The following is a 12,010-nucleotide window of genomic DNA, read 5'->3' as shown; positions in this document are numbered from 1 at the left end:
ACACTATCCTCTTCGTCGGCAGCGTCAGATGTGTATAAGAGACAGGTTATCTATATTATCAGCAAGGCTTTTAAATTTTTTAACGTGGCATAGGCCATTTTTTAGCTAAATCTTAGGTCTGTGAAAAATAAGAGATCTTACGTGATTGATAATTTCGTAGGACTAAGCCATCGGTTCTTATTAAAGCAATAAATTAGTGTTCAGAGGTTCTTCATCTCTGGAAAAGTAACTGTACGACAAATAAAAAGGAAGATAAGTTGAATTTAAATTCTTGTATAAAAAAGGCGTCTGCCATAATTTTTATTTTCTTCGCTAGCCAGCAGTGTATGGCAATGGAAAAAGATAGTGTAAAATATCCTTATAAATTGATAGGAGATAAAATTGTATTTCAACCAGCCGCGAATATTGCACCAGAAGTATTACCTGATATAAACCCTGAGAGCTTTAAAGTTATTTATCGCAATCACGGAGGAATTAATATCTCCTCTTCTGGTGGAAATTATTATTGTAATGCATCAAAATTACCTCAGGGTTTTAATCCTGATACGGCAAGAGTTTTTGACGGCGAATTTTTATTCGCCAATAATAAAGCTTATGCAGAATGTAATCTTTTAGATTACAACGTGGATGTTGAGCATTTTACAGACCTTGATTTCCCATTTTTTTCTGATAAGAAAGTCGTTTTAACTATTACTGGTGAAAGAATGGAAGGCGTAGATGCTGGATCATTTGTGACGTTATCTACTCATCAAGCTAAGGATAAAAACAACTATTATTTTGTTGCTGGGAAGACGGTGGTTTTACCTTACAAACGTAACGCAAGCGCTTATCCCCCATGTTATGGGTGGGCGAATATTGACGGAGAGCTTTACTATGAAGGTTCAAAGCATCCCGATGCTGATGTGTCCACATTCAAATGTTTCTCTTTTACTATGTCCGCTGATAAGCATGGGTTTTATGTTTATGACAAAAGACAGCCTGTTATCCCTGCCGATACCGCTGTAAAAAATATAAATCCGGTCAGTGAACATGTGTTTAGTGATGGAAAATATGTCTGGTTTGTCGCTGTTGATGCTGAACTGATCAAAGATGTTAATCCTCAAAAGATGCACATAGAGCAGGATAGTGGAGAAGTAAGAATCACTGATGGTGTAAACAAATGGGAATGTATCTTGATGAAAGATAAATACGACACATCATGCCATAAAGTGTGATGAAGTGATTTTTTAATTCTATGATTATGTGGCCCAATGTGGCCGCATAGTCTGTATGAGTTATTAGTTAACGCTATGCGGCATATAAAGACAAAAATCATCAATATTCTATAGTGTAGATTATGGTTAAACTAGTTATAAGTCTTTTATTGGTTTTCTTTCCGTTATATTCGAGTGCCGATGTTAGCATTTATAAAGATGATTTTACATTGGTGGGGATTGAGAAACACTCAGGAGAAACAAATCATTTAACGTCTACCTTGTACGGAGGAAGTTCTGATTTGGGGGAGCGGTCCCCTGCTGATTGCATCATTAAACTCGAGATAACTAAAAGCAGAAACGGAGCTTTGGCATCACTGCTGCCGTTTGATTCTGAGATGATGAATTATTCTTCTCCTGAAAAAGATATTGCTCATTTTTATGCAGTCGATGATAGGGTCGAATTATTTTTTGAAAATCCGTTGGATGTTTGTCCTCTGGAAACAAATTTTTCTAAGAGATATGTCATAGTTAATAAACATAGTAAAGAGTTCGATGCCTCATTCAATACGCTATTGAAAATAAATTATTATAACGCCATGGCTTTTTTTCAATCTGGTGATGTGGAGCAGGCAATAAATTCTCTCGAACCCTATTTGACTATGTCAGATATCGATAGGTTCTACAGTGAGCCTATTTATAATGACTATGGCTATTTTCTACAAGAAAATGGAAGGTATAAAGAATCGATATACTACCTCGAAATTGTAAAAAGAAGATCGCCTCATCGAAAAGCTGTTTATTTAAATTTGGCCGATGCTTTCTGGGCATTGAAAGATTTAGATAATGCAAAGTTAAATTATAAACAGTATCTTAACTTGATGAAGTCGTCGGGGTATGAGAAACACGTTCCATCCAGGGTACAGGAACGAATAAAGTGAACTATTATTTTCACTAAATATGGAGCGATTTATGTTGAAAATATTTACAGTAATAGCATTGGTCTTGACGTTTAGGTGTCATGCCAGCACTGAATCAATATACGTGCAAGGGCCTTTTAATATAGTTCAAGATAGCCGCATTTATATAAAAGAAGAGAACGATGCCAATCGCCCGCTGGGCCTTTATTTTGAGAAAAAAGGTCATGCTATAAAAATAGATAGCTATGATGTTAATGGTGGCTCGCCAAACATTGAGACGGTTTTTTTCGTCACATTAGGTGGTGTGAAACATGTCGTTGTCTTGGTTTCATGGCATGTTATGCATCGTGCTGAAAGAATATCTGGGACGTCATATCAAGTTTATGGCTATTCTCTTCACGATGATGGAATGGTGAATAATAAAGAGATTTCAGACGATCCTGAGCTATGTGGTGAAGAAGGGGAGTTCTCCGGTGAGTCTCTTTATTTTAAATATAAAAATGCTGCATCAATAAAAAGGTATTTGCTACACAAATATCAGTGAATGACACATTACATGAAGTTGTGCATTTAACCTCTGTCTTCCCGTGGCCGGATAAGACGACTCCGCATCGTTCTGTAAACTGCATCTGTTTTCTACCGGCCTGACAATTTTTATTTTTCATCATCACCTCTTGGCACAACGCATTTTCCCTCTTAGATAGGGCGCACTATCCCATCTAAACGATTCATTCTTCCTATCTGATCTCCTGCCTTTTCTTCTCATTCCTTTATCGTACCTTATCCCTCTGCGGTCACCGCTGATGCTTAGGAAACCCTTCGCTACACCCGAGACATTATCTGTTCACCCCCTGCGCTGAATTGCCCCCTTGCTGCCTATCTATTGTACAATTTTGCTGGTCTGTCCTGCTATTTCATCAACCTGGACTATGTTTGTCGCGAAAGAGGAAGAAAACCGCGGTGCCGATGGGCTGAGTTGAGAAGTCGAATCAGCCAACTCGATGAGCGCTATGCCGCCCGCGTGCCGCGCGGAGTCTTTTGTTGGGAGAGGAATACAGGAGGAATTGACGCATTGGCCTGATGGCGGTGATAAGGGGATGAAATCGCTAAAGGGCTATGTCGGTGCGCCGAGCTTAGCATTGTTTTATAACGCTTTTTTATGGAAATCATTAATTTAAAAGGAGTTAACCTTGTTTCTGCGACAACTTCATTATCTGGTGGCATTAGCTGAACATCGGCACTTTGCTCAGGCCGCAGAGAGTTGCTGGGTTTCGCAACCCTCGTTGTCCGTTGCGCTGCAACAAATGGAACGCGAACTGGGCATCACCATTATTCGACGAGAACGGCGTTTTCAAGGGTTCACCCCTGAAGGGGAGCGCGTGCTGGAGTGGGCGAGAAAAACGCTGTCCTCATTAGACGGGCTGAAGCAAGAGGCCGCGCTGGCCCAAGCCGTGGCCGGGGGGAATTTAGTCATTGGCGCAGTCCCCTCGGCGATGCGCGCGGTTTCTACGCTGATTAAAGAGTACCGCCGCGTCATTCCCCGCCTGAATTTGAAGGTCTTTTCCCTGAGTACGCGCGACATCTTGAACCGGCTGAAAAATCAGGATCTGCATCTGGGGATCGCCTATTCCGATGCCAGCGCCGGAGAGATATACGAGTCCCTGTCGCTGTATGCCGAACGTTTCGTTTTGCTGTCCAACAGCGAGGTCGCTCCCCCGACTGGCGATGCGTTCAGCTGGGGCGATGTCGGAGAGTTGCCGCTGTGTTTGTTTAATCATGAGATGCAGAACCGACGGGTCATCGAAGAGGCTTTTCGTGAGGCCGGGGTGACGCCTCAGGTCATCATCGAAACCAACGCCCTCAGCGTGTTACACGAAATGGTGAGCAGCGGACAAGCCTGCAGTATCGCCCCCATCAGTGCCATCCCCGATCATCTCATCGCCAACGGTATTGTCGCCCATCCCATTGAGTCTCCTCCGTTACCGGAAATGAGCCTGCTACGACTACGTAAAGACAACCAGCCTGCACTGCTAGACGCGGTGTGGGGGATGACGACGCAGCTCGACCTACAGAGCAAAATCGACCAATCCATCTACCGAGCCAGTAAATAGAGCGGAGCTATTTAGAGATATTTTCAAACAATTGGACGCGTGATTCTTAAGCGCCCAGACTGGACCGCGTCACAAAAATTATAGCCTAAAATCAAGGCTATATAATTAACTTGCTTAGGTTTATGGAGATAACTATGTCCAAGATTTTGTGCGTATTGTATCCCGATCCTGTAACCGGTTTTCCCCCCGTCTATGCGCGAGACGATATCCCAGAAATTCTTACCTACCCGAATGGCCAGACGGCGCCCACGCCGTCAGGTGAACTGGGTTTCACCCCCGGAGAGCTGGTAGGCAGCGTTTCGGGAGAACTCGGGTTACGTCGTTATCTGGAAAGTCAGGGGCATGAGCTGATTGTGACCAGCGATAAGGAAGGCGCTGACTCCGTTTTTGACCGTCATTTACCGGATGCCGATGTCGTCATTTCCCAACCGTTCTGGCCGGCTTACCTGTCGGCTGAACGTATTGCCAAAGCGAAGAAACTGAAACTGGCGTTGACGGCGGGTATCGGCTCAGACCATGTCGATCTCAAAGCCGCCGCCGAACGCGGCATCACCGTGGCCGAAGTGACCTTCTCCAACTCCATCAGCGTGGCAGAGCACGTGGTGATGACCGTTCTGGCCCTGGTTCGCAACTATCTGCCTTCGCATCAAATCGCCAACAACGGCGGTTGGAATATCGCGGACTGCGTGGCGCGCAGCTATGACGTCGAGGGAATGCAGTTCGGGACGCTCGGTGCCGGGCGTATCGGTCTGGCGGCGCTGCGCCGTCTGAAACCTTTCGATATGAAGCTGCACTATTACGATCCTCATCGCCTCTCGGAAGAGGTTGAGCAGGAGCTGGGCTTAACCTACCACGAAACCCCGGAATCGCTGGTTAAAGTCTGTGATGTGGTCAACTTGCAAACCCCGCTGTATCCCTCGACGCAGGGATTCGTCAACGAAGCCTTTCTGTCTCAGTTCAAACGCGGGGCCTATTTGATCAACACCGCTCGTGGTGCGCTCTGCGATCGCGATGCGATTGCGCGCGCGTTAGAGTCGGGCCAGCTGGCAGGCTACGGCGGAGACGTCTGGTTCCCGCAACCTGCGCCGGTTGACCACCCATGGCGCCGCATGCCGCATCAGGGCATGACGCCGCATATTTCCGGAACCTCGCTGTCCGCGCAGGCGCGCTATGCGGCAGGAACGCTGGAAATTCTGCAAAACTTCCTCGAAGGGAAGCCGATCCGTCAGGAGTATCTGATTGTCGACGGCGGCAATCTGGCCGGCACCGGTGCCAACTCTTACAAGTTGGCCTGACGAAAAGATCTGTCACGGCGGCGGTCTACAGCCGTCGCACGCCAGGGTTAGGCCGGTATGCTTCGCTGTCGTCAGGACTGAGCATCCAATCCATATCGGTCCGCCCGGCAAATCGTGTCGTGCGTTCGTCAAAGAGAAAGGCCGCCTGATGCGGCCTTTTTGTCACAACCTTATCGGTTAACGATTTTGGCGGGCAGGGCAATCACCAACAGAGAACTTGCCAGCAGGCAAGCGGCGAAAAACCACAGCGCGCCCGCGCTGCTTCCGGTCAGATCCAGAGCAAATCCCATCAGCGAGTTACTCACCAAACCGGCAATGTTCGCCAGCGAGCAGGCGAGGGCAAACCCCGTAGCCGCGGCGGTGCTAGTGAGGAAGGTGGCGGGCAGGCTGAAAAAGACCGGGACGGCACCGATAATGGTGGCCTGTGCGATGGCAAAGAGCAGTACCGTGGCAATGACGTTGTCGGCGAAGAACGTACTGGCTGCCATGGCGATGGCGCCGATGACAAAAGGGATGATGATGTGCCAGCGGCGTTCACGGTGACGATCCGAACTCGCGCCAATCACCAGCATTCCCAACAGTGCGGCCAGACTGGGGAGCGCGGTCAACAGTCCGATATGAAAGGGATCGGCGACGCCTGCCTGCCTGATGAGCGTCGGCATCCAGAACCCCAGCGCGTAGGCGCTCAGCAAAATAGAAAAATCGATGCCGCCCAGCATCCATACCTTCAGATTGAAAAAACCTTCGCGGAAACGGTGATGAGAATGGTGACTCTCAGCCTCGTCTTGTTTGAGCGCCAGAGCAATCTGTGTTTTCTCCTGCTCATTGAGCCAGTTGGCCTGCCGATAGCTGTTGGGCAGCACCCACAGCGTCAGGATGCCCAGCAGAATGGTGGGCAGACCTTCCAGTAAGAACAGCCATTGCCAGCCACGCAGACCGTGGAACTGATCGAAATGAATCATGATCCAGCCGGACAGCGGTCCGCCGACGATGCTCGACAGGGGCAGTCCGATCATAAACAGGGCAATCACCCGGCCGCGTCGGTGGGAAGGGAACCACTGGGTGAGATAATAAAGTACCCCAGGCAGGAAGCCGGCCTCGGCGGCGCCGAGAAGAAAACGCAGGATGTAAAACTGCTCCGGCGTAGTCACCAGCAGTGTGCCGGTCGATAACAGGCCCCACGAGATCATGATGCGGGCGATCCAGACTTTGGCGCCGATCTTTTCCAGCATCAGATTGCTGGGAACCTCAAACAGGATATAGCCGACGAAAAACAGTCCGGCGCCGAGTCCGAAGGCGGTTTCGCTGAAGTGTAAATCTTCCACCATCTGTAGCTTGGCAAAGCCGACGTTAATACGGTCCAGATAAGCGGCCAAATAGCAGAAACAAAGAAAGGGGATGAGTTTCCAGATGATTTTTCGGTAAAGCGCAGATTCATTCTCTTTGACCGGGGTTGTTCCGGCAGCAGACGCGTGAGTCATGTCAGATATTCCTCATCCATCCAGTTGATGGCTGCCGGCCGTAGGCTTTGTTCCGCAGCGCGTTGCGTTTGCGGTGAGGAAAGCGGTGGTCGGAAGCGTAAACAGAGCCTATGCATGATGCGCCACGATCACTTGGCGTTCGATAGCGCGGTGGAAAGTCAGTCTACTGAGATGCCAAAAGTCTGGCTAGCGTCAATTGAGGTAAAAAGCGGTGATAAGCAGAGAGCAATCGATTCTCTGGTTCTAATTTCTTACATTATGCAAAACCCGGCTCGGTGGGGGCTCCAGATTAGACATACTGAGTGAGCGTTGAGGCACTGAAGGAAAGGCCAAAAAAGGAAGAGGATGCGGTCACGATAGTCCTTCGTCACGCGTGGGTTTATCGCCTTGTCAGCGCCGAGAATGACCGTCAAAAGGGGCAACTTGATGCTCTAATGAGCAGATAAACCGATTCTCGTCTGTTCTGTTAAAAAAGGGCTTGCCATCATCCGCAAAGAGCGACATAATGCGCCCACTTCTTCGGAAGACATAGATAAAACGCTGATTAATCAATAGATTGAGAGTTTTATTTATCGAATGACTTCACATTTTATCCCCAGTGAAAGTCAGTTGCGACGCGGGAATAGCTCAGTTGGTAGAGCACGACCTTGCCAAGGTCGGGGTCGCGAGTTCGAGTCTCGTTTCCCGCTCCAATTTCTTTTCTATAGATGTCCAATGATGTCTGTAGGTCTATGATTCAACAGACCCATCGCTCTGTTGAACATCTAGTGAAACCCACGAAAAACCACCGTCAACCACACCGAAGTAGTACACAAATGAGTACGCGAAGATCGTGTGCGTTATGAGTGCCTCATCATTTCGTGGAACTAAAACGGCTGTACTTACAGAGACGCAGGCATGCCGTCGCTTGCATCCCGGACTATTTTCATCATCTTCATCGTCTGGATATATCGCTCAAATCTGTGGCGATTCAGGGTGTCACTGTCTTGCAACCACTCCTGTCGTTAACGATTTCAACCCGGCCCCTCACTTCCTGCCGCCAGCAGCGGTACCAGCACGTCGCTGATAGGCGTAGGAATACCATGAGTGTGACCATAACGCTGTAGCACGCCGTTGCGGATATCCCACTCCAGCGGGCGGTTGGCCTGGCGGTCGGCGAGAATGGAGGTGCCTAGATCCGCAGGGGCATGATGAAAACCGTTAACGATATCCTGCGGAACGTTATCGTCCAGTGCTGCACCTTCCGCACGCGCTACCGTCAGACCTTCATGCAAATAAGCCAGTGCCAGTTCAGTGATATCCCCGCGCGAGAACATCCCTGCACGACGATTCGCCAGTACCATCAGACCAGCGACGGCATTTTGCAGCAGTTTGCGCCAGGCGATGGAGATAAAATCGGTTGATAGCTCAACCGCGCAGCGTGTGCCTCTGAGCGCATCAGCGACCCGTTTTGCCTGCGGCACATCCGGCAGCGTCAGACGTGGTTTGGCGCGTAGCCAGACGGAGGCATCCGGCTCACGCTGTGCCGGGAACCACACGACGGAAGGCAGTATCTTTGCGCCATGGACTAAGGGTTCCAACTGCGTTTTCTGCTCGACGCCATTTTGCAGCGCACATACCACGGTGTTTTCATCGCACAGCACGGTCAGCCAGTTGGCGATGTCAGCTACCTGGGTGGTTTTCACCGCGATAAACACCAGATCGAACGGGTGGTGGATAGCTGACGGATGACTCAATACCGGACCAGGCACCACAACTTCACCCTCATCGTGACGCAGAATTAACTGCGGATGCGCGGTACGCCCGCAAAGGACTGGCGTGCGGTCAACTTCATGCAGTACAGCGGCGATGGTGGTACCGATAGCACCCGGACCAATAAGAGCAATCGTGGGATGGTCAGACATTCGTATTCTCCTGATTTGATTAACCCATTATCAGTGTGCCGGCGGCAATCACCGTACACGCCAGCATTTTTCTTATTGTTAACGCTTCGCCGAGAAACAGATAACCCAGTACAGCGGCAAACAGCACGCTGGTTTCGCGCAGCGCTGAGACGGCTCCCATTGGTGCAGCCGTCATCGCATAAATAATGATGCCGTATGCGAGTAGTGAAACAAGCCCCCCCGCTGCCGCATGGAGTAAACCGGGCCGCCAGCGCAATAAACTTTTCGTGTCGCGTAAGGCGATATAGAGCGCTGGCATCAGCACACCCCATAATGCGCTCATCCACACGGTATAAGAGAGTGCATTGCCTGACAGGCGCACGCCCATACCATCCACAATGCTATACGAGGCGATAAAGGCACCCGTTGCCAGGGTATATTTCAGGCCAGGCATCGCCAGTTTGCTCCCTGTTACGGCAAGCATCAGAATACCTGCGGAAATCAGCGTGATACCGCCAAGGGTGCTAAATTCAATTTTTTCTCCGGCAAATATTGCCGCCGTGCAGGTCACCATTAGCGGCGATGAACCGCGTGCAATCGGGTAGGTTTGCCCGAGTTCTCCGCTCTGATAACTGCGTACCAGACACAGGTTATAGCCGACGTGCAGCAGGGCTGAAAGCAAGGCGTACGTCCAACTGGCGCGGGCAGGCGGCGGCAGAAACAGCGCGGTGACGGCGCAGGTCAGGGCTATCGTCAGACACATGATGGTCATCGACCACAACCGGTCAGTACCGCCGCGCAATAAGGCATTCCAGCTGGCATGCAGCAAGGCGGCGAATAACGTAAGCAACATTATGTGTCCAGGCATGTGTTGATGCTAAACAGCACGTGCCCGAATTAAAAGTGAAGTGTCGTCATCGAGGTATGAGTCAATACTCATGATTGATAGCTGAGCAGGGCCTGTTGTGATTCTGCCAGTAGCCAGCTACGGAATTTCACGATGTGTGGCTGCATTTCGATGCCTTTTGGGCAGACAAAGTAATAGGCGGCCGGTGACGGAAAAGGGACGTCAAAGAGCCGCACCAGACTGCCGTCGCAAATCTCTTTTTCAACGTGTCCGCTACGCGCCAATGCAATGCCCTGCCCAAGTAGCGCGGCTTCAATCGTCATATTTGTGTCGGCGAAGCGTACGCTTTCGTGCAACACATCAGTATTTATGCCGATCAGCCTAAACCAGACGTCCCATTTCGGCACCAGATCGGCACCTTCACGTGTCAGAAGCGGATAACGCAACAGTTCGGCGGGGTCGCATGGTGTGCCAAAACGCTGTAAGAGTGCCGGGCTGGCAACCGGAAATAGCTGCTCACGGAACATAAATTCCGTATGCAGGGCTGGATAGTTACCGTGGCCGAAACGGATCGCCACATCGGAATCTGTGCTGGCGAAGTTGATAAGTTTATCCGTACTTTCCAGTGACACTAGAATCTCCGGATGCAAACGCGCTAAATCTGGCAGGCGTGGTAGCAGCCACTTCAGCGCGAAGGAATATGTGGTGTTAACGCGCAATCGTACCCGGCCATTTTGCTCACGAAGATCGGCAAGCGTGGTTTCCAGTTTACTGAAGAATTCGCGCACGAGGGGAGCGAGTGCGGCGCCAGCTGGCGTCAGGCTAAGTTTTTTCCCTCGCTCGAAAAGTTGCAGGCCCCAGATGTCCTCCAGGTTTTTCAGCTGATGGCTGACCGCACTTTGCGTAATAAACAACTCTGCTGCCGCTGAGGTAAACGTCGTGTGGCGGGTGGCGACTTCAAATGTGCGCAGCGTAGCTGTGGGGGGAAGATCACGCATCATTCTGCTCCTGTTAATGAGCTAATACTCATAACACGATATGCCGGATCCTTTGCAAAAGATACGGCGACAGCGTGGTCAATCAAGCTACCTGGACAGCCATGAGCGATTGGCTGAGCTTCGTCGATGGGTAACGTTTCCTGTAAACACCCCAGATTTACGCTCACTCCGCTGCCCGTAGCGTACTAACACCGCACTAGCGCGGGATGCGCCAGTGCGGAGAGGCTAGCCCAGTTGGGACAGAACTCTATCGAATGAGTGCGTTAGGCTTCAAAAGTCGAGAGGTCTTCACAGACCTGTCCCAGCGCATTGATGAAACGTTCGGCCTGATCCAGCGACAAAATCAGCGGAGGCTGAATGCGCATGACCCGGTTGTTGTTGGCCGTCACGAAGGTCAGGATATGATGCTCTTGTGAGAGTTTGGTCATGATGCGCAGCACAAACATGTCCGCCATCGTGGATTCCATCTCTTCCATCGCCGCTTCCAGATGTTCGCGGGCTTTCATGGGCATCATCCGGTAGGTGGCTGCGGCTTTGGCCGGGAGTCGGCTGGTCATTTCCCGAACGAACGCCTCAATCCCGCCTGAAACATCATTCTGGAATTCAACGGCCAGCATCATGCCTCGTCCGCGAACTTCTTTGATGAAGTAATGCTTGCGAGCCAGATCATCCAGCCCCTGTCGCAAATAAGCGCCGACCTGACGGGCATTGCCGGGGAGGTCCTCTTGTTCAATGACATCCAGCGAAGCCAGTGCCGCCGCCGCCGCGAAGTTGCCGCCGCCGAACGTCGAAGTGTGCAGCGCGAAGCGATCGATATTGCCGTAGGCTCGCTGCCAGACCGCTTTCGATGATAGCGTCGCGCCGATAGGCACCATCCCTCCGGAAAGCGATTTGGACAGCACCATGATATCCGGTGATACCTCTTCCCACTGGCAGGCGAACATCTTGCCGGTTCGGCCAAGCCCGGTCTGAATTTCATCGAGGATCCACAAACATTCATGCTCTGAACACAGCGCCCGTACGGCGGACAGATAGCCCTCCGGCGGCATAATGACGCCGCCCTCGCCCTGAATCGGCTCCATGATGAAGCCCATCACGTCTCCTTTTTGCAATCGTGCTTGCAGCGCGTCGATATCGCCGAACGGAATTTCCTCGCAGCGGGACAGCAGCGGTTTGAACACCGTTCGATGTTTCTCACGACCGGTAACCGACAGCGCCCCTAGCGTCTTGCCGTGATAACCATTGGCGCAATACAGCAGCGTGGGCTTATCGCTGGCGGCCA

General features: G+C 50.6%; 10 protein-coding genes and 1 tRNA gene. 6 read left to right on the top strand and 5 right to left on the bottom strand.

Annotated elements, in window-relative coordinates; translation table 11 throughout:
- Positions 1-257: 257 nt before the first annotated feature.
- The 5 genes from Q7O77_RS08325 to Q7O77_RS08305 all read left to right on the top strand — a co-directional run bounded on the left by Q7O77_RS08325 (position 258) and on the right by Q7O77_RS08305 (position 5,519).
- On the top strand, positions 258-1,214 hold the full coding sequence (locus tag Q7O77_RS08325; RefSeq protein ID WP_304165686.1) for a DKNYY domain-containing protein: 957 nt from the start codon (positions 258-260) through the stop codon (positions 1,212-1,214).
- A gap of 122 nt (positions 1,215-1,336) precedes the next feature.
- Positions 1,337-2,134 (top strand): M48 family metallopeptidase, encoded by a 798-nt coding sequence (locus Q7O77_RS08320; RefSeq protein WP_304165685.1) that lies wholly within the window; start codon positions 1,337-1,339, stop codon positions 2,132-2,134.
- Positions 2,135-2,165: 31 nt separating this feature from the next.
- Complete coding sequence (locus Q7O77_RS08315; protein ID WP_304165683.1) at positions 2,166-2,657, top strand: hypothetical protein; 492 nt, start codon at positions 2,166-2,168, stop codon at positions 2,655-2,657.
- 646 nt (positions 2,658-3,303) lie between these two features.
- Positions 3,304-4,224, top strand: coding sequence for a LysR family transcriptional regulator (locus Q7O77_RS08310; protein WP_304165680.1), 921 nt, complete (start codon positions 3,304-3,306; stop codon positions 4,222-4,224).
- 134 nt (positions 4,225-4,358) lie between these two features.
- Complete coding sequence (locus Q7O77_RS08305; protein ID WP_304165678.1) at positions 4,359-5,519, top strand: NAD-dependent formate dehydrogenase; 1,161 nt, start codon at positions 4,359-4,361, stop codon at positions 5,517-5,519.
- Positions 5,520-5,689: 170 nt separating this feature from the next.
- On the opposite strand, the gene Q7O77_RS08300 is transcribed toward Q7O77_RS08305, so the two are convergent.
- On the bottom strand, positions 5,690-7,000 hold the full coding sequence (locus Q7O77_RS08300; protein WP_304165675.1) for an MFS transporter: 1,311 nt from the start codon (positions 6,998-7,000) through the stop codon (positions 5,690-5,692).
- Between the two features lie 616 nt (positions 7,001-7,616).
- Here Q7O77_RS08300 and Q7O77_RS08295 point away from each other — a divergent pair.
- A tRNA-Gly gene (locus Q7O77_RS08295) sits at positions 7,617-7,692 on the top strand.
- Positions 7,693-8,013: 321 nt separating this feature from the next.
- Here Q7O77_RS08295 and Q7O77_RS08290 read toward each other — a convergent pair.
- The 4 genes from Q7O77_RS08290 to Q7O77_RS08275 all read right to left on the bottom strand — a co-directional run.
- Positions 8,014-8,904: an oxidoreductase gene (locus Q7O77_RS08290; protein WP_304165672.1), complete on the bottom strand. Its 891-nt coding sequence runs from the start codon at positions 8,902-8,904 to the stop codon at positions 8,014-8,016.
- A 19-nt stretch (positions 8,905-8,923) separates the two neighbouring features.
- The gene (locus tag Q7O77_RS08285; RefSeq protein WP_304165669.1) at positions 8,924-9,751 is read right to left on the bottom strand and encodes a DMT family transporter; all 828 of its coding nucleotides are present in this window, start codon (positions 9,749-9,751) and stop codon (positions 8,924-8,926) included.
- A gap of 68 nt (positions 9,752-9,819) precedes the next feature.
- Positions 9,820-10,728 (bottom strand): transcriptional regulator GcvA, encoded by a 909-nt coding sequence (gene gcvA / locus Q7O77_RS08280; protein WP_304165688.1) that lies wholly within the window; start codon positions 10,726-10,728, stop codon positions 9,820-9,822.
- A 263-nt stretch (positions 10,729-10,991) separates the two neighbouring features.
- A partial coding sequence (locus Q7O77_RS08275; protein ID WP_304165666.1) for an aspartate aminotransferase family protein occupies positions 10,992-12,010 on the bottom strand: 1,019 nt, incomplete at its 5' end.

Origin of the sequence: Lonsdalea britannica, assembly GCF_946477055.1 — a bacterium.
In the GTDB taxonomy this organism is placed as follows: domain Bacteria; phylum Pseudomonadota; class Gammaproteobacteria; order Enterobacterales; family Enterobacteriaceae; genus Lonsdalea; species Lonsdalea britannica_A.
This window is presented reverse-complemented; position numbering and strand designations above follow the sequence as displayed.